Annotated in this window: 22 protein-coding genes; 10 read left to right on the top strand and 12 right to left on the bottom strand. The window is 65.8% G+C overall.

Features of this window, described 5'->3' with window-relative positions:
* Positions 1-84 precede the first annotated feature (84 nt).
* From JDO7802_RS07155 to dxs, 6 genes are read left to right on the top strand one after another with little or no spacing between them, the layout of a single operon-like run.
* Entirely contained in the window at positions 85-585 is a 501-nt protein-coding gene (locus JDO7802_RS07155; protein ID WP_438501626.1) for a MarR family winged helix-turn-helix transcriptional regulator, read from the top strand.
* Positions 582-1295, top strand: a complete 714-nt coding sequence (locus JDO7802_RS07150) for a response regulator (RefSeq protein WP_055084017.1) — start codon at positions 582-584, stop codon at positions 1293-1295. The genes JDO7802_RS07155 and JDO7802_RS07150 overlap by 4 nt, the downstream gene beginning before the upstream one ends.
* 57 nt (positions 1296-1352) lie before the next feature.
* Positions 1353-2276: a histone deacetylase family protein gene (locus JDO7802_RS07145; RefSeq protein WP_055084015.1), complete on the top strand. Its 924-nt coding sequence runs from the start codon at positions 1353-1355 to the stop codon at positions 2274-2276.
* Positions 2269-2508 (top strand): exodeoxyribonuclease VII small subunit, encoded by a 240-nt coding sequence (locus JDO7802_RS07140; protein WP_055084013.1) that lies wholly within the window; start codon positions 2269-2271, stop codon positions 2506-2508. The genes JDO7802_RS07145 and JDO7802_RS07140 overlap by 8 nt, the downstream gene beginning before the upstream one ends.
* Positions 2505-3374 (top strand): polyprenyl synthetase family protein, encoded by an 870-nt coding sequence (locus JDO7802_RS07135; protein ID WP_055084011.1) that lies wholly within the window; start codon positions 2505-2507, stop codon positions 3372-3374. The genes JDO7802_RS07140 and JDO7802_RS07135 overlap by 4 nt, the downstream gene beginning before the upstream one ends.
* Before the next feature lie 21 nt (positions 3375-3395).
* Positions 3396-5309: a 1-deoxy-D-xylulose-5-phosphate synthase gene (gene dxs / locus JDO7802_RS07130; RefSeq protein ID WP_055084009.1), complete on the top strand. Its 1914-nt coding sequence runs from the start codon at positions 3396-3398 to the stop codon at positions 5307-5309.
* A 103-nt stretch (positions 5310-5412) separates the two neighbouring features.
* Here the strand turns inward: dxs and JDO7802_RS07125 are convergent, their stop codons facing one another.
* The 3 genes from JDO7802_RS07125 to JDO7802_RS07115 form a co-directional block, all read right to left on the bottom strand.
* Positions 5413-5664 carry a hypothetical protein gene (locus JDO7802_RS07125; protein WP_055084007.1) on the bottom strand — a complete coding sequence of 84 codons (252 nt, stop codon included), beginning with the start codon at positions 5662-5664 and terminating at the stop codon, positions 5413-5415.
* A gap of 146 nt (positions 5665-5810) precedes the next feature.
* The gene (locus JDO7802_RS07120) at positions 5811-6476 is read right to left on the bottom strand and encodes a YjbF family lipoprotein (RefSeq protein ID WP_187298110.1); all 666 of its coding nucleotides are present in this window, start codon (positions 6474-6476) and stop codon (positions 5811-5813) included.
* Between the two features lie 5 nt (positions 6477-6481).
* Positions 6482-8581 carry a YjbH domain-containing protein gene (locus JDO7802_RS07115; protein WP_187298109.1) on the bottom strand — a complete coding sequence of 700 codons (2100 nt, stop codon included), beginning with the start codon at positions 8579-8581 and terminating at the stop codon, positions 6482-6484.
* 263 nt (positions 8582-8844) lie between these two features.
* Between JDO7802_RS07115 and JDO7802_RS07110 the strand changes: the two genes are divergently transcribed.
* Positions 8845-9585: an NAD-dependent epimerase/dehydratase family protein gene (locus JDO7802_RS07110; RefSeq protein WP_055084001.1), complete on the top strand. Its 741-nt coding sequence runs from the start codon at positions 8845-8847 to the stop codon at positions 9583-9585.
* Entirely contained in the window at positions 9582-10223 is a 642-nt protein-coding gene (locus JDO7802_RS07105) for a sugar transferase (protein ID WP_055084807.1), read from the top strand. Before JDO7802_RS07110 ends, JDO7802_RS07105 begins: the two co-directional genes overlap by 4 nt.
* Before the next feature lie 7 nt (positions 10224-10230).
* Here the strand turns inward: JDO7802_RS07105 and JDO7802_RS07100 are convergent, their stop codons facing one another.
* The 8 genes from JDO7802_RS07100 to hslO all read right to left on the bottom strand — a co-directional run bounded on the left by JDO7802_RS07100 (position 10231) and on the right by hslO (position 19505).
* Complete coding sequence (locus tag JDO7802_RS07100; RefSeq protein WP_055083999.1) at positions 10231-11007, bottom strand: ion transporter; 777 nt, start codon at positions 11005-11007, stop codon at positions 10231-10233.
* Positions 11008-11012: 5 nt separating this feature from the next.
* Positions 11013-12239, bottom strand: a complete 1227-nt coding sequence (locus tag JDO7802_RS07095) for a class I SAM-dependent RNA methyltransferase (RefSeq protein ID WP_055083997.1) — start codon at positions 12237-12239, stop codon at positions 11013-11015.
* A gap of 249 nt (positions 12240-12488) precedes the next feature.
* Entirely contained in the window at positions 12489-14339 is a 1851-nt protein-coding gene (locus JDO7802_RS07090) for an ABC transporter ATP-binding protein (protein ID WP_083481059.1), read from the bottom strand.
* A complete protein-coding gene (locus tag JDO7802_RS07085) occupies positions 14336-16174 on the bottom strand; it encodes an ABC transporter ATP-binding protein (RefSeq protein WP_055083994.1) in 1839 nt (612 codons plus the stop codon). Before JDO7802_RS07085 ends, JDO7802_RS07090 begins: the two co-directional genes overlap by 4 nt.
* Before the next feature lie 36 nt (positions 16175-16210).
* A complete protein-coding gene (locus tag JDO7802_RS07080; protein ID WP_055083992.1) occupies positions 16211-16795 on the bottom strand; it encodes a LysE family translocator in 585 nt (194 codons plus the stop codon).
* Entirely contained in the window at positions 16792-17931 is a 1140-nt protein-coding gene (locus JDO7802_RS07075) for a CCA tRNA nucleotidyltransferase (RefSeq protein ID WP_055083990.1), read from the bottom strand. Before JDO7802_RS07075 ends, JDO7802_RS07080 begins: the two co-directional genes overlap by 4 nt.
* Positions 17915-18508, bottom strand: a complete 594-nt coding sequence (locus JDO7802_RS07070; RefSeq protein ID WP_055083988.1) for a CoA pyrophosphatase — start codon at positions 18506-18508, stop codon at positions 17915-17917. The genes JDO7802_RS07075 and JDO7802_RS07070 overlap by 17 nt, the downstream gene beginning before the upstream one ends.
* Positions 18498-19505: an Hsp33 family molecular chaperone HslO gene (gene hslO, locus JDO7802_RS07065; protein ID WP_055083986.1), complete on the bottom strand. Its 1008-nt coding sequence runs from the start codon at positions 19503-19505 to the stop codon at positions 18498-18500. The genes JDO7802_RS07070 and hslO overlap by 11 nt, the downstream gene beginning before the upstream one ends.
* A gap of 111 nt (positions 19506-19616) precedes the next feature.
* Between hslO and JDO7802_RS07060 the strand changes: the two genes are divergently transcribed.
* Positions 19617-20075: an NUDIX domain-containing protein gene (locus tag JDO7802_RS07060; protein ID WP_055083984.1), complete on the top strand. Its 459-nt coding sequence runs from the start codon at positions 19617-19619 to the stop codon at positions 20073-20075.
* Here JDO7802_RS07060 and JDO7802_RS07055 read toward each other — a convergent pair.
* Entirely contained in the window at positions 20072-21358 is a 1287-nt protein-coding gene (locus JDO7802_RS07055; protein ID WP_055083982.1) for a PP2C family protein-serine/threonine phosphatase, read from the bottom strand. The genes JDO7802_RS07060 and JDO7802_RS07055 overlap by 4 nt on opposite strands.
* Positions 21359-21412: 54 nt before the next feature.
* On the opposite strand from JDO7802_RS07055, the gene JDO7802_RS07050 reads away from it, so the two are divergent.
* Positions 21413-21811 carry an Hpt domain-containing protein gene (locus JDO7802_RS07050; protein ID WP_144430547.1) on the top strand — a complete coding sequence of 133 codons (399 nt, stop codon included), beginning with the start codon at positions 21413-21415 and terminating at the stop codon, positions 21809-21811.
* The last annotated feature ends 1 nt before the right edge of the window (position 21812 follow it).

The raw sequence follows: 21812 nt of genomic DNA, 5'->3' as shown, positions 1-21812 counted from the left end.
ACATAAAATTGCGCATAAACTGCCTCGGGCTATCAATGCGACCTTGGAATGTCAACAAGGCTGACGTAATTTGCAACCAAGGAGATGCCGATGGCCCAGGGACACAGCGACAACCTTCTGTTCCTCACGGACGAGCAGCTGCGCCGCGCGATCGAGGCGATGTTCTTCGCCTATCGCGGGTTCACCGCCGACCCTGACCGCATCCTTTCGGGGATGAACTATGGCCGCGCCCATCACCGTGCGATCCACTTCATCCACCGCACGCCGGGGACCACGGTGAACAACCTGCTGTCGGTTCTGGGCGTCACGAAGCAAAGCCTGAACCGCGTCCTGCGCACCCTGGTCGAAGACGGCCTGGTCGACAGTCGCGTCGGCACCCGCGATCGCCGCGAACGCCACCTGCATCTGACTGACGCGGGCGAGGCGCTGGAGCGGGAACTGTCGGACGCGCAGCGCGCCCGGATGCGCGCCGCCTTTCGGGAGGCGGGCCCCGCAGCCGTCTCTGGCTTTCGCGAGGTCCTTGAACATATGATGGACCCCGAACTGCGCCGTTACTTCGCGGCCGTGAAGGAAGGCGAGAGATGAGCGACGACGCCACCCCCGGCCATCAGGCGCATGTCCTTCTGGTCGATGACGACGAACGCATTCGCGGCCTTTTACAGAAATTCCTGATGCGGAACGGGTATCTGATCACCGCCGCCCGCGACGCCGACCACGCGCGCCGCCTGCTGGCGGGTCTGGATTTCGACATGGCGATCCTCGACGTGATGATGCCCGGCGACAACGGCTATGTCCTGTGCGCCGAAATCCGCGAAAGCCGGGATATGCCGATCCTGATGCTGACCGCCAAGGGCGAGACCTCGGACCGGATTACCGGCCTTGAATCGGGGGCGGACGATTACCTGTCCAAGCCTTTCGAGCCCAAGGAACTTTTGCTGCGGCTGAAGGCCATCTTGCGCCGCGCACCTGCGGGGGGCGGCGGTGCGATGCCAAAGACCCTTCACCTGGGCACGGCCCGCTACGACCTCGACCGGGGGGAACTTTATCGCGGGCCGGACCCCGTTCGCCTGACCGCGACCGAAACGACGCTGATGCGCGTGTTGGCCGCCACCCCGCACGAGCCTGTCAGCCGCGCCGACCTGGTCGAAAAGCTTGGCCGCGATGGTGATACCTCCGGCGAACGCGCCGTCGACGTTCAGATCACGCGGTTGCGGCGCAAGCTGGAAAGCGACCCCAAGCAGCCCCGCTATCTTCAGACGGTGCGCGGTGCCGGATACATGCTTGCCCCAGATTGAGCCGCCGGGGCGCTGCCCTGGACCCCGAGGTTTTTAACGCCAGAAGAAAGGGGCCTTATGACGCTTCTGCTGACACATCCCGACGCCGACCTGCACGAGACGCCGCCGGGCCATCCCGAACAGGTCGCGCGACTAAAGGCCGTGCGCCGCGCTTTGAGCGGGGTCGATCTGCTGCGGGAAGATGCGCCAGAGGCGACAGATGCGCAGATCCTGCGGTGCCATCCGCAAAGCTATCTCGACATGCTGATTGCGGCATCGCCGACCGATGGCTGGGCGCAACTGGATGCCGATACGCACATGGCCCCAGGAAGTTTGCGCGCGGCGCGATTGGCCGCCGGGGCCGCCTGCCGCGCGGTGGACGCGGTGATCGGGGGGGAGGCGGACAACGCTTTCGTCGCCATGCGCCCACCCGGCCACCACGCGGAGACGGCGAAGCCCATGGGGTTCTGTCTGTTCGGCACCGTCGCGATCGCGGCGAAACATGCGTTGGAGGCGCATGGTCTAGACCGGATCGCGGTCGTCGATTTCGATGTCCATCATGGCAACGGCACGCAGGACCTTTTGTGGGACGAGGCCCGAACGCTGTTCGTCACGTCGCATCAATCTCCGCTTTGGCCCGGCACGGGGGACGCGTCCGAAACCGGGGCGCATGATAACGTGATCAACGTGCCGCTGCCGCCCAATTCGGACGGTGCCACGTTCCGGGCCCGCATCGAACCGGCCCTGGCGCGGCTTGACGCCTTCGCGCCGCAGCTGGTCCTGGTGTCCGCCGGGTTCGATGCCCACCGCGAGGACCCCCTGGCTCAACTGGACTGGCAGGAAGACGACTTCGCATGGATCACGGACCGGCTGTGCGATCTGGCCCATGCCCATGCGGGGGGTCGTCTGGTGTCCTGTCTGGAAGGCGGCTATGACCTCACCGCGCTTGCGACATCCGTCGCGGCCCATGTGGACGTTCTGCGGAGGCGAGAAAATGGCTGACGATATCAAGACCCTGAGCTTCGAGGATGCGTTGGCCCAGTTGGAGCAGGTGGTGACGCAGCTTGATTCCGGCGATGTGCCGCTGGAAAAATCCATCGAGCTGTATGCGCGCGGTGCCAAGCTGAAGGACCATTGCGACGCCAAGCTGAAGGCGGCCGAGGAGAAGGTCGCGCAGATCACGCTGGATGCAAAGGGGCAGCCGACGGGTGCCAAGCCCGCCGAGGGCATGTGAGCTTCGACGCCGCGCTGCGCGCCGCACAGGGCGAAATCCAGACGACGCTGACCGATCTGCTGGCCCCGTTCGACGGACCGGTGGCCGATGCGATGCGCTATGCCACATCGGGCGGCAAGCGGTTGCGCGGATTTCTGGTGCTTGAAACGGCGGCGTTGTTCGATGTGCCGCGGGGTCAGGCGCTGCGGGTTGCCGCGGCGATCGAGGCCGTTCACGCCTATTCCCTGATCCACGACGATTTGCCCTGCATGGACGACGACGACCTGCGGCGTGGGCAGCCGACGGTGCACCGCAAGTGGGATGACGCCACGGCCGTTCTGGCCGGAGATGCGCTGCAAACGGTTGCGTTCGAATGGCTGGCCAGCCCGCTGACCCATGCCGACGCCGCGATCCGTGCGGATCTGGTGGTGACGCTGGCGCGGGATGCGGGGGCCGCAGGCATGGTGCGCGGCCAGGCGCTGGACATCGCCGCCGAAACCGCGACCGATCCGCTGACGCTGGAACGGATCACCGAATTGCAGCGGCTCAAGACGGGTCGTCTTCTGGAATGGCCTTGCCGCGCGGGGGCGCTGCTGGGCATTGGCGATCCGACGCCCCTGATGCTGTTCGCGGCCGATCTGGGCCTTGCGTTTCAGATCGCCGACGATCTGCTGGACGTTGAAGGTGATGCCGCGACAATGGGCAAGGCCGTGGGCAAGGACGCGAGTGCCGGCAAGGCGACCTTCGTGTCGCTGATGGGGGCGGATGCCGCCCGCGATCGCGCTCTGGCCTTGGTGAAATCTGCACAAGATGCCCTTTTGCCCTTCGGTGACCGCGCTGCTACCCTCGCGGCGGTCGCCCGCTATGTGGTGACCCGCGACAGATAAAGCGACAAGCAGAGGCCTGCGATGACTGCCCCGAAGACCCCCCTTCTCGACCGCATCGCCGGTCCCGCCGATCTGCGCGCGATGTCCGACGCCGATCTGGGCCATGTGGCAGACGAGCTGCGTGCCGAAACGATCCACGCCGTCAGTCGGACGGGCGGGCACCTGGGCGCAGGGCTGGGCGTGGTCGAACTGACCGTGGCCCTGCATGCCGTGTTCGACACGCCACGCGACAGATTGATCTGGGACGTGTCGCATCAATGCTATCCGCACAAGATCCTGACGGGACGTCGGACCCGCATGGACAGCCTGCGCCAGAAGGACGGGCTGTCGGGCTTCACCAAACGGACGGAGTCGGATTACGACCCCTTTGGCGCGGCCCATGCGTCGACATCGATCTCTGCCGCCCTGGGGTTCGCCATGGGCCGGGAACTGGGCGCACCGGGTAACGGCGACGCGATTGCCGTCATCGGGGATGGCGCGCTGACCGGCGGCATGGCGTTCGAGGCGTTGAACCATGCGGGCCACCTGAAGAAGCGGCTGATCGTGATCCTGAACGACAACGAGATGTCGATCGCCCCGCCCGTTGGCGCGCTTTCGTCCTATCTGTCGCGGCTGTACGCCGGGAACCCGTTCCACGACCTCAAGGCCGCGGCCAAGGGGGCCGTGGGCTTCCTGCCGCCGCCGCTGCAGGAAGGGGCGCGTCGCGCGAAGGAAATGCTCAAGGGCATGACCGTCGGCGGCACCATGTTCGAGGAGCTGGGGTTCTCCTACGTCGGCCCGATCGACGGGCATGACATGGAAACCCTGCTTGGCGTGCTGCGCGCGGTGAAATCCCGCGCCGATGGGCCGATCCTGATCCATGCGATCACCAAGAAGGGCAAGGGTTTCCGCCCCGCTGAAAGCGCGCGCGACGGCGGCCATGCGACGGCCAGGTTCGATGTGGGCACCGGTGTGCAGACCAAGGCCAAGTCCAACGCGCCAAGCTACACCAAGGTCTATGCCGAAAGCTTGCTGCAGGAAGCGGCGGACGACGACCGCATCTGCGCGGTCACGGCGGCGATGCCCGACGGCACCGGTTTGAACCTGTTCGCGGAGCGCTTCCCAGCGCGATGCTTCGACGTCGGCATCGCCGAACAGCATGGCGTAACGTTCTGCGCGGGATTGGCCGCATCGGGCATGAAGCCGTTCTGCACCATCTATTCCACCTTCCTGCAGCGCGGGTACGATCAGATCGTGCACGACGTCGCCTTGCAGAACCTGCCCGTCCGCTTTGCCATCGACCGCGCCGGGCTGGTCGGGGCCGACGGGCCGACCCACGCAGGGTCTTTCGATATCGCGTATCTCAGCAACCTTCCGGGTATGGTCGTCATGGCCGCCGCCGACGAGGCGGAGTTGCGGCACATGGTGGCCACGGCGGCCGCTTACGACGACGGGCCCATCGCCTTCCGGTTTCCGCGTGGCGAGGGTGTGGGATGCGAGATGCCCGAACGCGGCACGCCGCTGGAGATCGGCAAGGGACGCGTGGTTCACGAAGGATCCGGCGTCGCGATCCTGTCGTTCGGCGCGCGTCTGGCCGAGGTGGAGGCGGCGCGCGAGCGGCTGGCCGCCCGTGGGATCACGCCGACGGTCGCGGACGCCCGTTTCGCCAAACCGCTCGACCGCGACCTGATCCTTGGCCTTGCCCGCGATCACGACGTGCTAATCACCATCGAGGAAGGTGCCGTGGGCGGTTTCGGCAGCCACGTGGCGCAGCTTTTGTCGGACGAGGGCGTATTCGATGCGGGGCTGAAGTTCCGGTCGATGGTCCTACCCGATGCGTTCATCGATCAGGCGGGTCCGGCACAAATGTACGCGGATGCCCAGTTGAATGCGTCGGACATCGAAGCGAAGGTTCTGGATATTCTGGGGATCGAGGTCTTGGAACGACGCGCCTGACGCGCCTGACGCGGACAACCCGAGCGAGATTCCAGACCTGTGAAACGAAAAGGAGCGGGCCAGTGGCCCGCTCCTTCATTCGTTAAAAGTCGGCGTCGCGTGATCAGTCGTCGCTGTCGCCGCCGTTGTCCTCTTCGCCCGTCGTCGAGGACGAAGAGCTATCCGACAGGGCCGCGGCGACGACGGCCAGGGCGACCACACCGGCGGCACCCAGCAGCAGCGGGCTGCCGACGGCGGGGGGCGTGTCGACGATCACGACGGGCTCCACGGTGGCGGCACCGGTGTTGCCGGCCATGGCGGCGGCGGGAAGAATGGCCGCGGCCAAGGCGGCGGTCAGGGCGATGGTCTTATTCATTTCAAGCTCCAAAGGGCGATTCACTCTCAGTCGAACTAGTTTACTCCCATGTAGAAATCAAGTTGGCGAACTACGCATGTTCTTCATTAAGCGACAAATTTGAAACATTGCGAAAAGCCGCCGTCCGCCGAACAGGTCGCCCGAAATCATTCGGTTAGGCGAAAGATGTCGAACATGCCGATCTGTGGGCTGACCCGCTCCCGACTGCGTCTGACGGCACCGTTTGCCGACAACCAGTAGCTGTTGGTGAAGCTGTCGCCATCGGCCCCCGCGCAGGATTCGTCATACCGGGTCGTGCGGAACGTGCGTCCGAAAGAGGCGAGCGTCTCCACGCCACGCGGCGTGACGGTACAAAAATATTCCAAGGCGACCATCCGGCCGGCGACAAGAACACGATTGACCCGCCGCAGATCGCGCCCGCCGCCCTGCACGAGGGCCGCGGCCAACGGCTCTATATCGGCCGTCATCAGATCGAACCCAAATCCCCGCGTGCCCACCAAGACGCCATTGCGCTGCAACAAGGCGGTCCCATCCAGCGTCTGCCATTGCAAGGTGCCGCGATTCGACGACACGGGGGCCACGACGAAACCATTGTCGCCGTCTTCCTGCACGACGAGCAGCAGCGACCCCGGACTTGCCGCGATGAGGTCGGACGTCAGAACGCTGCGGGCGTCTGCCACAGGCTCGGCCCCGCCGACGACGCCGGCAACGCTGGCGGCCGCGATATCAAGGCCCGACTGGCTTTCGGTGTTGCCGCATCCGACCACGACGATTGCGGCGGCCAAAATGGATGTCAGGCGAATTGGGGTCATGCGCATCATCTCCAGAACCGGTCCCAGTCGGTCATCAGATCGGGTGCCGACTGCGCCCGAACCGAAGGATACAGGCGATTGCGCAGGTTCAGGCGCGCCCCGCCATCACGCAGGATCGGCTGGATGACGTTCGACGAAGCAGTCTGCGTCTGCGTGCCGATGATCCAGCTGAACGGGATCGTCACCTTGATGCCCTTGTCGAAACTGCCCTCGCCGAAATCCTCGGCGCTGACGTCGGTCTTGGTCGCATAGGCGCTGACCGCCCAACCGTTGGAGAATTCGCGCGTCAACTCATAGGTCGCGCCTTTATCTCCGGCCAGATACTGCCCCACGGCGAGACGGCTGTGAAACCCGCCCCCATGCTCCAGATAGCCGGTAACGAAGGCCGTCGTCGCGTCCAGATCCTGGAACCCAAGCCGCATGTCGAATTCACGCTGGCGCACACTGTTGGCTTCGACCCCGATGGCAAGCGGGCTTCCGTCCCGCTTCCAGAGCAATTCGGTCGACACGCCCCCGTATTGTTGCTCGAGCAGGCCGGCCGACACGCGGGCATAGAGATTGCGGCCCGGTCGCCAGATGTAGTTCGCGGTCGCATACCCGATGAAAGGTCCGTCCGTCCGAGCGAAGAGATTGCTCTCCGTGCGCACGCGCGGAAGCACCGAATTCGATTCGCGTGTGGATTCGTCGCGGTTTCCGATCAGACGCCGGCGGATGCTGCCTTCAAAAATGACGCCCTGCACCGGCGCATAGGAGGCCGCGAGTTCCGCGCCAAGGTCGACACGCGCAGGGTTGTCGGGATCGAACGCACTGACCGTCACATACGGGCCCAGGCTCCAGCGGAAACGCGGGAGGGCATCCGGCTCGATCATCAGACCCGCGCGGTCCAGCGTCGCGGCATCGACCCGGCCGGCGACGGCCAGGATCTCGGCGGCACCGTTGGGGGAATTCTCGAAGGCCTCGATATCGCTACGCCGCAAGACGACGGCGGTTCCCGCGATGCCCTGACCGTTCAGCGGGACCAGCACGAAGGTTTCCACCGACGCGGGCAGGGTCGCCGTGGCGTGACGCGCCGCCCGACCGATGGCCTGCGCCGTGGTCGTATAGCGCGTGTTGCGGAAATGGATCTCGGCGCGGGTCCCGTCGATCTTCGTCGCGAAAAGGTCCAGCCCGTCCTCTTCCAGACTGGTGTCCAGACCTGTGCGCACGGCCGGGACGGTCACGACGTCCTGCGTCCAGGCGGTGTTCCAGACCTGCGGATTGGCGGCACGCGCCGGGCGCACCGTGACGGGGCGCGGCGCCGGGTCCAGGCCCGATCCGAAAGTGCCCCGTTTGGGGTTGAGCGCGACCTGAAACGTCAGCCCGACTTCGCTGCCGTGCAGGACATAGCCGCCGACGCGCACATTGGGCCGAACCGCATAGTCGAAGCCGAAGTTGAGCGGTGTTTCGATGTCGATGATGTCGCGTTCGACTTCGGCGACATAGGCGTCGGAAGAATATTCCGCCTTCAGCGTCAGCCGGTCGTTGACCTCATACTGCACCCCGCCGAACAGCGCGGCATCACCGCGGAACAACTGATCCGACTGCACCGTGCCGCCCCGTCCGATGTCCAAGCCGGGCCGCGTATCAAAACGGTCGTCCAGCACACCGAGCGGATTGCCGAAGCCCTCACGCGTGCCCAGACGGCCCCAGCCGATGCCGCCGGTAACGGTAAAATCGCCGAAGCTCTTGGTGGCGACGACGTATTCGGCGGCATAGATGCTGGTTCCGCCGAAATCCTGAAGGCCGATGGTGACAGCCGGCAGATTGCGGCTTTCCCTGAGGACCTGAAAGCGCAGGTCGAAACTGCGGTCGTATGTGCGTTCGAAGTCACCAGTGCCGTCGGCCAGGAAGTCGGGCAGCGACGCATAGCGGAACAGTGCCTGCACCCGCGGCAACAGTTGAAACGCGATCTGACCGCGACCGGCTCCGTTCGACAGCAGCGTCAATGACGTCGTCAGCTCGGCGTCGGGCTGCATCTGCGCGGACGGCATGTCGATCAGACCCGGCACGCCATACGAATTGACCGAGCGGACCTGCTGGGTCGACGCACCTGTCGCCAGGAGCATGGTCGTGACACACGCGGTCGCTGCGATCCGGAACGTCATCTCGTCTCCTTGGGCGGGGTATCACGTGCTTCATGCCGACAAAGTCCCTGAACGGAAAGACAATGCGGGGAATCAGGTGCCATACCGGAATGAGTGTCTTGATTCTGCAACGGCATCGCGTCACCCCCTTGGCGATGAATCTACGTGTCGGACTCCCCTCGAACGATCGACTGCGCCCGCCCCCCGGACTGGTTGTCACCGGATCCGGCGGGCGGATCGGTCGAATGCTGCGCCGCATCTGGGCGGACGACCATGTCCGCTGGCTGCACCGCGACGACGATGTGTCCGTCGCCTTTGCGGATCGGACCTGCGCGCTGGGCCTGGCGGGTGTCACCGGCGGGACCGATGCCGATCTGGCGGCGAACACCACGACCGCACTGGATGCCTTGGTCGCGGCGCGCGCGACGGGTGTTGGTCGCGTGCTGCTGTTCTCCTCTGCCGCAATCTATGGCCGCAATCCCGGTGCCCTGACCGAAGACACCGCCCCGACGCCCGACGCGCCATACGGCACGGCCAAGGCAGCGATGGAGGCGGCTGTTCTGGATTGGTCGGCGCGCCACCCGGATGGCCCCGAAGCCGTCATCCTGCGGCTGGGCAATGTGGCGGGGGCCGATGCGCTGCTGTCCCGGCTGACCGACGCGCCGCCCGACCTCGATATGTTTCCCGGCGGACACGGTCCCCGGCGCAGCTATATCGGGCCGATCACGCTGGCCGCGACGCTGGCGACGCTGGCACGCGCGCCGATGCCCCTGCCCGCAATCATGAATGTCGCCGCACCGGGTGCCGTGGACATGGCCGATCTGCTGCGCGCCGCCGGGCGCGACTGGACGTCTGTGCTCCCCCGACCGGGCGCGATCGCGACGGTCGACCTCGAGACGTCGCGTCTGCAATCCATCGCGCCGCTGGACCGCGACACCGCCGATCCATCCCGGATCGTCGCCGAATGGCGCGCGGTGACGCCATGACACCGGGTAAGCGGCTTTTCGATATTCTGTTCTCGATCTATCTCATGATGTTCCTCGCCCCGGTGATCGTGGTGGTCACCTGGAAGCTTTGGCGACAGAAGGATGGTCCGATCCTCTATGGGTCCGAGCGGATGAAGACGCCGACGCAGGGGTTCACCTTGTGGAAATTTCGCACCATGACCGCCGATCCGAACGATTCCGGCGTCACCGGCGGGGGCAAGGCGGCGCGGATCACCCCGCTGGGTCGCGCGTTGCGGCGTCGCCGGCTGGACGAGCTGCCGCAGCTCTGGAACATCCTGAGGGGCGATGTCAGCTTTGTCGGCCCGCGCCCGCCGTTGCGCCACTACGTCGAGATGTTCCCCGAGCTCTATGGCGAAGTGCTGAAATCGCGGCCGGGCGTCACCGGCCTCGCCAGTCTGATCTATTCCCCACACGAAGATCGCGTGTTGGCCGCCACCCTCACCCCGCAGGAGACCGAGGAGGTCTATGCAACCGTCTGCATCCCGCGCAAGGCGATGCTGGACCTTCTGTATCAGCGCAACAGAACGTTCTGGTTGGACGTGAAACTGATCAGTTGGACCACGGCCAAGTTCTTCCCCAAACGGATCCGCCCAAGGCGCAAGGGGCAATGGGTCTGACCACTGATCACTTCAGCCGGTCGAGGCGTTTTTCGATGTCCGCCAGCTTGGACAGCACCTCGTCGCGGTAAGCGTCCGTCGCCGCATTCGATTCCTCCGAATGGGCGTCCTGCATGGAGTTGACGATCAGACCCACCAGCAGGTTCACCACCGCGAAGGTCGTCACCAGGATGAATGGCAGGAAGAAGGCCCAGGCGTAGGGATAAACCTCCATCACCGGGCGCACGATGCCCATCGACCACGATTCCAGCGTCATGATCTGGAACAAGGTATAACCGGACTGCGGCAAACTGCCGAACCAGTCGGGAAAGGACGGCCCGAAAAGCGTCGTCGCCATCACCGCGCCGATGTAGAAAAGGATGCCCATCAGCACGAAGACCGAGGCCATGCCGGGCAGCGCCGTGATCAACCCCTCGACCACCCGGCGCAGGCGCGGAAACACCGACACGATGCGCAGGACCCTCAGGATGCGAAGGGCGCGCAACACGCTGAACGACCCCGACCCCGGGATAAGCGCGACGCCCACGATCGCCGTGTCGAACAAGTTCCACCCGTCGCGCCAGAACCGGCGGCCCTGTGCGACCATCTTGGCGGTCAGTTCGGCCACGAAGATCGCCAGGCAGGCCGCGTCGAGCGCCAGGATCATCGGACCGGCCGCCGCCATTGCCGCGGGAATGGTCTCCAACCCCAGCAAAAGCGCGTTGAACAGGATCACGGCCGTAATCGTCCGTGCGACAATGGGACGGTCGAGAAAATCCCCGAGCCGGGTGCGGAAGGCGTTCATCGTGGTCAGGTCCGGTGAAAGGCTGCGACGAGTTCCACATGGGGGGACCACCGAAACTGGTCAACGACCGTCACCGGCCCCATGCGCCATCCCGCCTGCACCAATGTGGCGGCATCGCAGGCGAAGGTGCCGGGATTGCAGCTGACGAAAGCGATGCGGCTCAGGTTCGCGGATCGCACCAGCTGCGCGACCTGCGCCTGCGCCCCGGCCCGCGGCGGGTCGATGACGGCGGCGTCGAACCGGGTCAGGTCCTCGGGCAGGATCGGGTTGCGGAACAGGTCGCGAACCTCCGCCGTGATCGCCTTGAGACCCGTGGCATGGTCGCGTCCGGCGACCAGGGCCTCGGTCAGCGCCCGCTCCCCCTCGACGGCGTGAACGGGGGTCGTTTCGGCGACCGGGAAGGTGAAGGTGCCGCAGCCCGCAAACAGATCCACGACCCTGTCGGCCCCGGCCACGATGTCGACAACGCGGGCGGTCAATGCGGCCTGCCCCGCTTCGGTCGCCTGCAGGAATGCGCCGGGCGGCGGGGTGACGCGGGCGCGGCCGATGGCGACGCGGGGCGGCGACTGCTGTAGCGCAGGCTCTCCGTTCCATGTGATGCGCGCGAAATACGGGGCCAGCGGGGCCAAAGCCAACATCTCCTCGCGCCCGAACGGCTTGGCCTCCGCGATGGCCAAGTCGATCCCGTTGAGCGTTTCGGTGACGTGCAGCGTCACCTGCGCCCCGCGCGTGGCGGCCAGGCGGGTGATCTGTTCGAGCCGGGGCAAAGCGGCGATCAAGGCAGGTGTCAGAAGGGTGCATCCGGGGATGTCCACGACGTCCGAGCCGCCCGCGACGTGGAAGCCGACCAGCGCGCCTTTCTTCGTCTTCAATCCCGACAACGCCGCTCGGCGACGCGAATTGGGCGGCGACGTTTCGATGCCCGCGATCTGCGCTTCGATCCCGGCACGGGCCAGCGTGTCGCGCACGATGCCCATCTTCCAGTCGGCGACGAACGCGTCCGAGGCATGTTGCAGGCTGCACCCCCCGCAACGCTTATAGTGACGGCACGGGGCCGCGACGCGTTCGGTCGATGGCGTAACGATCTTCGGGGCCGGGATCCGGTCCCCCGACACCTCGCCCGACACTTCCTCCCCCGGCAAGGTACGCGCGGCAAACAGCGGACCGTCGGGGCCCTGTGCGATGCCGTCGCCGTGGTGGCCAAGGCGGGTGATGATGTGGGTGTCGGTCATGGAAGGGGCCGTAGCACCGGGGGCAGGCTTTCGCCATATGGTCCGGAGGTCGATGCAAAATTGTGGGGAGAGGAGGATTGCCTGTCGTCGTGCCGACCAAGACCGCACGATCGGGTCCATCCTTGAAAGACATCTTTCCGGTGCTCGGGCGTACAAATGTGGGGCGACAGACGAAGGTTTTTGCGACCGCCACGTCCTGTTGATTGGCCGCTGCAAATCACCGTGAAGTCCTCACCCACGATGGCCAGCCTACTCCGCCGCCACCTCGTCCACGCCGATGAACCCGCCCGACTGACGGTCCCAATACCGCGCATATGTGCCCTTGGCGGTCAGCAGTTCGGCGTGCGTTCCCTGCTCCACGATGCGTCCGTCTTCCAACACGATGATCCGGTCCATGCGGGCGATGGTCGACAGGCGGTGGGCGATGGCGATGACGGTCTTATCCTCCATCACGCGGTCCAAAGCGGTCTGGATCGCGGCCTCGACCTCCGAGTCGAGCGCGCTCGTCGCCTCGTCCAGCACAAGCACCGGCGCATCCTTGAGGATCGCGCGGGCCAGCGCGATGCGCTGCCGCTGCCCGCCGGACAGCTTGACGCCGCGTTCGCCCAGAAATGCATCGTAGCCGGTGTTGCCCTTGTGATCGCGCAGGGTGGTGATGAAATCATGCGCCTCGGCCTGTCGGGCGGCGTCCTCCACATCGGCTTGGCTGGCCCCGGGCCGCCCGTAGAGGATGTTGTCGCGCGCGGTGCGATTGAACATCGCGGTTTCCTGCGTGACCATTCCGATCTGACGGCGCAGCGAATCCTGCGTCAGATCGCGGATGTCGTGGCCGTCCAGCGTGATCCGCCCGGACGTCGGATCGTAGAGCCGGAGGATCAGCGCGACGAGCGTTGACTTGCCGGCCCCCGACGCCCCCACGACGCCCAGCTTTTCGCCGGGATGCAGGGTCAGGTTCAGATCGGCGATCCCACCCTCGTTTCGGCCATAGGCGAAGGTGACGTTCTCCACCGCCAGTGCGCCGTCGGCCCGCCCCATTTCCAACGCAGCCGGCGCGTCGGTCAGGGTCGGACGGGGGGTCAGGGTGTTCATGCCATCCTCCACCTCTCCGATGTTGGCGTACATGCCCATCAGGGTGAAACTGACCCACCCCGACATCTGGCTCAGACGGATGGCAATGGCCCCGGCGGTGGCGATTTCGCCCGGCGTGACCTGACCGTCGCGCCAAAGCAGCAGCGCGCCACCGATCAGAAGCACAGGCAAAACCCCGGCCAGCGCCATCAGGGTGAACCGGAAGCCGGTGGACATGCGCCCGAATTCGATCGCGCGGTCGCGCAGCGTCCCCATGGCATCCAACGCGGAGCGATCCTCGTGATCGCCGTGACCGAACAGCTTGACGGTCTTGATGTTGGTGATCGTATCCACGACCTGCCCCGTGACCATCGCGCGCGCGGCCGCCCTCCCCTTGGACCGGGCGCGGATGCGCGGCATGAACCAGCGGAACATGACGACATAGCCGCCGATCCAGACGGTCAGCGCCAAGGCGATGCGCCAGTCGATCGCGATCAGCAGAATGGCGGAGCCGATCACCGACGACGCGGTGAAAGCGACGACGTTGATCAACTCGGACGTGACTTCGGTGATCGCGCGGGCCGTCTGCATCTGCTTGGTCGCGATGCGCCCGGCGAAATCGTTATCGAAGAAGGTGACCGCCTGTCCCAGCGTCCAACGGTGCAGCCGCGACTGCACCAGTGGCCAGATGGAGGGCGTGACGGTCAGGCCGTTCATCGCCGCCGACGCCCCGAAGATCAGCGGGCGCAGCACAAGGTAGAACACCACGAACAACGACAGCAGAACCGCATTGCGCACGAAATAACCGTCCGCCCCGGCGATGGCGCTGTCGATCACGGCCCCCAGAAGAAACGCCGTGATAATCTCGGTGATGCCGGCCATGGCCGAAATTGCGAAGGCGACCAGGATGACGGGCCAGGCCCCCGCAAGGCACCACCGGAAGAACGCCAGCAGGTCGGTGGGCGGCGGGCCGTCGGCGCGGGCGAACGGGTCGATCCGGTCGCCGACCCAGGTCAAGAATCGGTCCATCATTCCGCCGCCGTGTCGATGAAGCCACCGGATTGCCGTGCCCAGAACTGCGCATAGAGACCGTCCCGGGTCAGCAATTCATCATGCGTCGCCTCTTCGATGATGGTGCCGTCGTCGATCACCAGGATGCGGTCCATGGCGGCGATCGTGGACAGGCGGTGCGCGATGGCGATGACGGTCTTGCCCTCCATCATACCGTAAAGCGTGTCCTGGATCGCGGCTTCGACTTCGGAATCCAGGGCCGACGTCGCTTCGTCCAGGACCAGGATCGGCGCGTCCTTGAGGATGACGCGGGCCAGCGCGATGCGTTGGCGTTGCCCGCCCGATAGTTTGACCCCCCGTTCACCGACCTGTGCGTCGTAGCCGGTGCGCCCCTCGGGGTCGGCCAGGTCCAGAATGAAGTCATGCGCCTGCGCCTTGCGGGCCGCGGCCTGCACCTGCGCGTCCGTGGCATCGGCCCGGCCGTAGCGAATGTTGTCGGCCACCGACCGGTGGAGGAGAGAGCTGTCCTGCTGCACCATGCCGATGGCGTGCCGAAGACTATCCTGCGAAATCCGGGTGATGTCTTGGTCGTCGATGGCGATCCGCCCCTGTTCGGGATCGTAGAACCGCAGCAGCAACTTCACGAGCGTGGATTTGCCCGCCCCCGACCGCCCGATCAGGCCGACCTTCTCGCCCGGTGCGATGTGCACCGTCAGGTTCGTCACGCCGCCCTTGCCCCCGCCGTAATGATGGGTGACGTCGTCGAAGGCGATTGCCCCGTCGGTCAGGGCCAGCGGTTTCGCGTTCGGCGCGTCGGTCAGATGGATGGGCTGGGCGATAGTCTCCATCCCCTCCTCGACCACGCCGAGCGAGCGGAAGAACGAGGTCAGGGCCCACATGATCCAGCCGGTCATCGCATTCAGGCGCAGCACCAGGGCCGTGGCGGCGGCAACCACGCCGACGGATGACGTGCCCGACACCCAAAGCCAGATGCCCCAGCCGACGACACCGACGATCAGCAATCCGTTGAGAACGACCAGCGACATATCCATGATCGAGAAGATCCGCATTTCCCGCTGAAACGTGCGGCGCGTCTCCTCGATCGCGATATGAGCATAGTCCAACTCCTTGCCTTCATGGGCGAAGAGCTTGACCGAATGGATGTTGGAATAGGCATCGACGACACGGCCCGTGGTCATCGACCGCGCGTCGCTGCTGGCCTTGGATGCGGGGCCGACACGCTGGACGGTCCAGCGAACGAGGATGCCGTAAAGCACAAACCACACCAGCAACGGCAGGACCAGCCGCGGATCGCCCGTGTAGAGAAGGAAGGCGGCCCCCACCAGATAGGCGAGAGAAAAGGCGATTGCGTCGAACACCTGGAACACCGCTTCGCCGGCGGCGGGCGGGGCCTGCATGATGCGGTTGGCGATGCGCCCTGCGAAATCGTTCTCGAACCAGCCGACCGACTGGCGCAACACGTGGTTGTGCGCCCGCCACCGCATGAGCGTGCCGTAGTTTGGCAGGATCGCCTGGTTCAGCAAAAGCGTGTTGAGCGCCTGAAACGCGGGCCGCGCCAGCAGGATGAACGCCGCCACAAGCCCCAGTTCCAGCCCGTATTCGGCCAAGAACGTCCGCGGGTCGCTATCCGACAAGATGTCGACCAGGCGGCCCATGTAATAGATCAGCCAGATCTCCACGATTGCCACGACCACGGCGACGACGCCGGTCACCGTGAAGACGCGCGCAAACGGGCGCGAGTATTCCTTCAGGAACGGCCAAAGCCGCGCCGGGGGCGTGTCGTTGCCCCCATGCGGCACATAGGGATCGACCAGGTTTTCGAAGTAGCGGAACATGTCGGGGCTTTCGTCTGCTCGCAGGAGTATAGCCCTCTAGGCCGCGAAGACCATGAGCCCCGAGGCGGCAAGTGCCACCGCCATCACGGTGGTGAAGATCCGCCAGGCCAGCGGCGTGGTCAAAAGATAGGCCAGGAGCGTTCCGGCAAAGGTCCAGAACAGGCAGACGAACAGGTTTATCCCGCTGAACGCACTGCCGATGCGCAGCGCCTCCAGATGCGCGGGCAAGTCGCTGGCGAACCCCGAGGAGGCCGCCAGGGCGATGATCCAGATTTTTGGGTTCACCCATTGGAACAGGACCGCTTCGACGAAAGTAAACGGCCGGTCGCGGCCGTCCGCCTGTGGACCCGAGGCCGAACGCAGCAGCTTCCACGCCATCCACAGGATCCAGGCGACGGCCACGATCTGCAAAACCAGTTTCAGCACCGGGATCGCCAGCAGAAGCGCGCCGATGCCAAGGGCCGTCAGACCAGCGGTTATGCCCACACCCACCGCGACGCCGATCACATGGGGCAGTGTCGGTCGGAACCCGAACCGCGCGCCCGACGCGGTCAGCAGGATGACGTTGGGGCCGGGCGTGAACAGTCCGAACAGCACGAAAAGATACAGCGGGTCGATCACGCCTTCGCGGCCGCAATCAAATCGTCTTTCGACACGTCGCCCTTGCGCGCGCGCCACAGATCGCGCGCAAGGGTAAGCCCCCGACCCAAGGCGGGCCCCCGAAGATCCGGCATGAGGTCGGACGCCTGAAGCGGGAAGACATCGCCCGCGCCCCGCCGCGCCTCCGCCAGTGCATCCGGCGCGGGCGGGGTGCCCAGAAGGGCCGCGCGAATGGCGATGGCGTCGATGGCGCGCGGGCCCAGCATGTCACCCAATGCGAAGGGTGCGATATCGTCGCGCGCGGCGGCGGACACCGCGCCCAGCGTCTTGGCCTGCGCCTTCGACAGGCGCAGACCCGTCACATCCCCGCCCAACAGGGCAAGCCGCGCGATCCAATCGGCAGTGGGAACCACGTGCACCAGAACCGGCAGCGCGGTCGCATCCGCGCCGGGCAGAATGCGCTGCAGGATGCCCGATTGCGCCATCGCCGCCACCACGGGGGCCGGGTCGGGCGCGGCCAGCAGCTTGCACGTCTCCGCCCCGATGCGTTCGGCGCTGATCCGCGCCAGACCGTCTGCGTGTTCCGCGCAGGCGGCCAGCCCGTCGGCGTCCAGGCCCAGCGCGGGATCGCCGTACCATGCCGTGAAGCGGAAGAAGCGCAGGATGCGCAGGTAATCCTCGGTGATCCGCGCGCCCGCGTCGCCGATGAACCGGACGTGGCGGGCCCGCAGGTCCGGCAGGCCGCCCAACGGATCGACGACAGTCCCGTCGGCCTGGGCATAGAGCGCGTTCATCGTGAAATCGCGCCGGGCGGCATCCTCGGCCACGTCGGTCGAGAACGCGACGATGGCGTGGCGGCCGTCCGTGGCTTCGTCGCGGCGGAAGGTCGTGATCTCATGCGCGATCCCGCCCGAGACGACTGTGACGGTGCCGTGATCGATGCCCGTCGGAATGGCCTTCAACCCTGCGGCCTGGGCCAGGTCCATGACGCGGGCAGGTGGCGCATCGCTGGCGATGTCGATGTCGCTGACGGGGGCCCCGATCAGCGCATTGCGGACGCATCCCCCGACCGCCAGCGCCCGGTGGCCGGCATCGCCAAGCATCGCGAAGACCGCCTGCGTCGCAGGCGCGGTCAGCCAGTCATCCGTCACTCTCATCGAACCTGTCCGCCAATCCGCGCAAGATCCGGGCCGTTGCGCCCCAGATGTAATAGGGACCATAGGGCACGGCGTAATACCTGCGCCACTCCCCCCGCCACCGCCGCTGTTCCACGACGTAATTCGCAGGGGTCAACACATGGGCCAGCGGCACGGTGAAGACCTCCGCCACCTCTCCGGGTTCGGGGACGGGGGCGAATGCAGCAACATGGGCCATGACGGGGGTCACGGTGAAGCCGGTGACCGTCTCGTGCGCGGGCAGCGGGCCGATGACCCGCGCGGCGGCGCGCGGCAGCCCGACCTCCTCGTGTGCTTCGCGCAGAGCGGCGTCCACCGCCGTCTCACCGGGTTCGTGCTTGCCGCCGGGGAAGGCGATCTGACCGGGATGGTGGCGCAGCCTGCTGGACCGCTTGGTCAACATCAGGCGCAGGCCCCGGTCCGTCTCGACGAACGGAACCAGCACGGCCGCATCGCGCAGCACGCGCCGCCCCGGCAAGACCACACCGGGGTTCAGATCGAAATCGGAAGAAGCCGCGCCGGGTCGTGCCAGCGCGGCTCTGAGACGATCAGGCGTCATCCGCTTCCTTCGTCGCCTCGAACCCGAGCGTTTCGGGATCGAAGACATAATGCGCGCCGCAGAACTGGCAGTCGGCGGTCACGGTGCCTTCATCGGTCGTCATGTGACCGATGTCCTTGGCCGAATAGATCGACAGCGACTGGCGCACCTTGTCGGCCGAACACGAACAGCCGAAGCGGATCGGCTGGCTCTCGAACACACGCGGTCCTTCCTCGTGGAACAGGCGCACCAGAAGGTCCGCTGGCGACAGGCTGGGGCCGATCAGCTCCATCTCGTCCGTGGTGTCGAGCAGGATGTTGGCGCGGTTCCAATGCTCCTCCGCGTCATCGTCCAGGATGTCGGACGCCGTCAGCAACCCGCCTTCGCCCGACCCGCCGTCGGTCGCGAAGGGACTGGCCTTGGGCATGTGCTGCAGCATGACGCCCCCGGCACGCCACTGCTCCTCCTCGCCCGGAATCTGGCTTCGGCCATAGGCCAGCGCGAAGCGCGTCGGGATCTGCTCGGACTGGGCGAAGTAGGTCTGCGCACACGACGACAGGCTGCCGCCCGCCAGCGGGGTGATGCCCTGATACGGTGCCATGTCCGGCCCCTGGTCGATCATGATGGCGAAATACCCCGATCCGACCAGATCGAACGGATTGAGGTTCGCGGTCGTCATCTCGGCCAGGCGGTCGCGGTCGAAGCTGGCCCAGGCGCGGATGCGCGCGGGCTGGCCGTCGTCGGTGGGCCCGTAGTAATCGGTCGCCAGCAGCCGCGCGGGACCGTCGCCGCGCACTTGCAGCGACAGTTTCCAGCGCAGTTTGATCGTCTGGCCGATCAGGGCGGTCAGCAACGACATCTCCGCGACCAGCGCTTCGATCGCGGGGGGATAGTCGTGCTGGCGCAGAACATCCTCCAGCACGCCGTCCAGACGGGCGACGCGACCCCGGATGTCGGAAGCGTCGAGCTGGAACGGAAGGACCGTGTCATCCCACAAGTGTCTGGTGGCGTCGGTCATCACGGGACCTCCTCGAAATCTGTCCCGGGCTGCGGCATACGGGTTTCCCCACCGGCCCGGTGCTGGCATTGAAGCGTGTCATATAGCGACGCCAACGGCAGGACCAACCCCATGAACTTCACCACCGGTCTGCCGCGGGCGGGACGGCCGCCGCAACCGGGCGTTGCCTATCGGATGCGGCCCGGTGCCTATGCCGTGCTGTTGCGGGGCCGATCGGTTCTGCTGACCCGTCAGATCACCGGCGACATCGACGAACTGCAACTGCCCGGCGGCGGGATCGACCCCGATGAGGCCCCCTTGCCCGCGTTGATCCGCGAAATTTACGAAGAGACGGGATATTCCGCCCGCGTCCTGCATCGGCTTGGCGGCTTTCGGCATTTCGCATGGATGAGCGACTACGGCATCCACGCCCAGAAGATCTGCCATATCTATCTGGGCCAACCCGGTCTGAGGCGCGGACCGCCCGGCGAAGCGGGCCACGCGGCGGTCTGGATGCCAGTGGGCGAAGCGGCACGGCGCGTCGCCAGTCCCGGCAGTCGAATGATCCTGCGGCGACTGGCGGGCCGCTAGACCGCAGCCATGCCGCGACGGACCGGCTCCCGATTGTCGTAGCGGAAGAACAGCATGGAAATGTCGTCCTCGAAATCCGCGATGCCGGAATGGTCGCGCAGTGCCTCTTCGATGGCATCCACGGCCTCCTCCGGGTCGTCGGGGCACCGAGCGAGAAGCGCCATCAGACCTTCTTCCTCCAGCATGTCGCCCCAGGTGTCGGCGCATTCCGTCAGACCGTCTGAATAGGTCAGCAAGGCGTCGCCGGGGTTCAGGCGCACCGTTCTGCATTCGAACTGAACGTCCGGCAACATTCCAACCGGGGGGCCGCCGTCGCCCAGACGTTCCACCGTGCCGTCCACCCGGCGCACGAGCGGGTGCGGGTGGCCCGCCTGACAGAACAGCACCTCGCCGTCGTAGGTATCGACGTAGGCCAGCACGGCCGTGAAATAGATATCGGTGTCCATGTCGCTGAGCATCAGGTCATTGAGGCGCGCCATGACCTGATCGGGACGATACACGTCCCGCTGGTTGGACCGGAAGGCGATGTTCGCGCGCCGCGACCGCCAGGAGAAAAGCGACGACAACCGCCCCGTCAGCAGCGCAGACGCCACGCCATGTCCAGATACGTCGATCGAGTAAAGGCCGATTCGGGTCGGCGAGATCTGGAAATATCCGACGAGATCCCCACCGATCTGGCCGGACGTCATCAGCCGCAGCGACAGGTCGGATCCCGCAAAGGAACGCGACCGGGGTGGAATGAAGGCCCGCTGCAACTTGCGCGCCTCTGCCAGGTCGGCGTCCATGGCGTCCTGCATGGCACGCAATTCGGTCAGGGTGGAATGCACCTCGTGATTTCGGTGCTGCAACGCCTCCTGCATGTCGAGGATCCGGCGCCCCGTGTTGATGCGCGCGCGCAGTTCCGCCAGATCCAGCGGTCGGGTGACGAAATCGTCTGCCCCCGCCTCCAGACCCTGCGCCTTCTTGGCGCGATCCGTCTCGGAGGTCATCAGGATCACATAGGCATAATCGTCGCGCGCCAGTTGCCGAAAGGCGCGGCAGAAATCCGGGCCGTCCATGCCCGGCATCTGCCAATCGCTCAGGATCATGCCGATCGGATCTTCATGGTCCGACATGCACATATGCAGGGCATGCGCCGCATTCGGGGCTGTCTCTACCTCCAGCCCCATGCGCGACAGCAATGCGATCAGCAACTGGCGCTGCGACGCACTGTCGTCGATCACAAGAACGCGCAGGCGGTCCTTGGGCGGCGGTGGCGAAACGGGCGGGAAAGAGGCGATCATCGGTCCTTCGGCATCTGTATGCGCCAGTCTTGCACGAAAGGGGCTTAAGGACCCATGAAGCTGAAAATTCGATGTTTTTCGCGGGACCGGCTTAACGGACTGTTAGACGCAAGCACGTCATATCCCCCCATGATCGACGCGTCCCGCATAGAAGAGCTTCGCGCAGAAATTGGCGATGATGATCTGTCGTTCATCGTTTCCGTCTATCTGGAGGAGGCTCGATCGACCTTGCACCAGGTGGCCGGCGGGTTGCCGCAGCCGGATTATGTCCGCGCGGTTCACTTCCTACGCAGCGGGGCGCTCAATCTCGGATTGTGCGGCATCGCCGTTCTGGCCGGTCAAATGGAACGCGACATCGTCGACGGCACCGTAATTCAGCAAACGCTCGGCGCGCGTCAGCTTGGCGATGCGCTTGATCAGACCATGGCGGAGTTGGAGACGGCTCTGGCTTGAC

The organism is Jannaschia donghaensis (assembly GCF_001403795.1).
In the GTDB taxonomy this organism is placed as follows: domain Bacteria; phylum Pseudomonadota; class Alphaproteobacteria; order Rhodobacterales; family Rhodobacteraceae; genus Jannaschia; species Jannaschia donghaensis.
The sequence above is the reverse complement of the archived record's forward strand: the minus strand, read 5'-3'. Positions and strand labels throughout refer to the sequence as shown.

Coding starts and splice junctions, on each gene's coding strand:
- dxs (WP_055084009.1), top strand. CDS start 3,396: ATGACTGCCCCGAAGACCCCCCTTCTCGACCGCATCGCCGGTCCCGCC.
- JDO7802_RS07070 (WP_055083988.1), bottom strand. CDS start 18,508: ATGACGCCTGATCGTCTCAGAGCCGCGCTGGCACGACCCGGCGCGGCT.
- JDO7802_RS07100 (WP_055083999.1), bottom strand. CDS start 11,007: ATGAACGCCTTCCGCACCCGGCTCGGGGATTTTCTCGACCGTCCCATT.
- JDO7802_RS07050 (WP_144430547.1), top strand. CDS start 21,413: ATGAAGCTGAAAATTCGATGTTTTTCGCGGGACCGGCTTAACGGACTG.
- JDO7802_RS07095 (WP_055083997.1), bottom strand. CDS start 12,239: ATGACCGACACCCACATCATCACCCGCCTTGGCCACCACGGCGACGGC.
- JDO7802_RS07140 (WP_055084013.1), top strand. CDS start 2,269: ATGGCTGACGATATCAAGACCCTGAGCTTCGAGGATGCGTTGGCCCAG.
- JDO7802_RS07120 (WP_187298110.1), bottom strand. CDS start 6,476: ATGACCCCAATTCGCCTGACATCCATTTTGGCCGCCGCAATCGTCGTG.
- JDO7802_RS07060 (WP_055083984.1), top strand. CDS start 19,617: ATGAACTTCACCACCGGTCTGCCGCGGGCGGGACGGCCGCCGCAACCG.
- JDO7802_RS07110 (WP_055084001.1), top strand. CDS start 8,845: ATGCTGCGCCGCATCTGGGCGGACGACCATGTCCGCTGGCTGCACCGC.
- JDO7802_RS07055 (WP_055083982.1), bottom strand. CDS start 21,358: ATGATCGCCTCTTTCCCGCCCGTTTCGCCACCGCCGCCCAAGGACCGC.
- JDO7802_RS07125 (WP_055084007.1), bottom strand. CDS start 5,664: ATGAATAAGACCATCGCCCTGACCGCCGCCTTGGCCGCGGCCATTCTT.
- JDO7802_RS07155 (WP_438501626.1), top strand. CDS start 85: ATGCCGATGGCCCAGGGACACAGCGACAACCTTCTGTTCCTCACGGAC.
- JDO7802_RS07105 (WP_055084807.1), top strand. CDS start 9,582: ATGACACCGGGTAAGCGGCTTTTCGATATTCTGTTCTCGATCTATCTC.
- JDO7802_RS07115 (WP_187298109.1), bottom strand. CDS start 8,581: ATGCTCCTGGCGACAGGTGCGTCGACCCAGCAGGTCCGCTCGGTCAAT.
- hslO (WP_055083986.1), bottom strand. CDS start 19,505: ATGACCGACGCCACCAGACACTTGTGGGATGACACGGTCCTTCCGTTC.
- JDO7802_RS07090 (WP_083481059.1), bottom strand. CDS start 14,339: ATGATGGACCGATTCTTGACCTGGGTCGGCGACCGGATCGACCCGTTC.
- JDO7802_RS07150 (WP_055084017.1), top strand. CDS start 582: ATGAGCGACGACGCCACCCCCGGCCATCAGGCGCATGTCCTTCTGGTC.
- JDO7802_RS07145 (WP_055084015.1), top strand. CDS start 1,353: ATGACGCTTCTGCTGACACATCCCGACGCCGACCTGCACGAGACGCCG.
- JDO7802_RS07075 (WP_055083990.1), bottom strand. CDS start 17,931: ATGAGAGTGACGGATGACTGGCTGACCGCGCCTGCGACGCAGGCGGTC.
- JDO7802_RS07085 (WP_055083994.1), bottom strand. CDS start 16,174: ATGTTCCGCTACTTCGAAAACCTGGTCGATCCCTATGTGCCGCATGGG.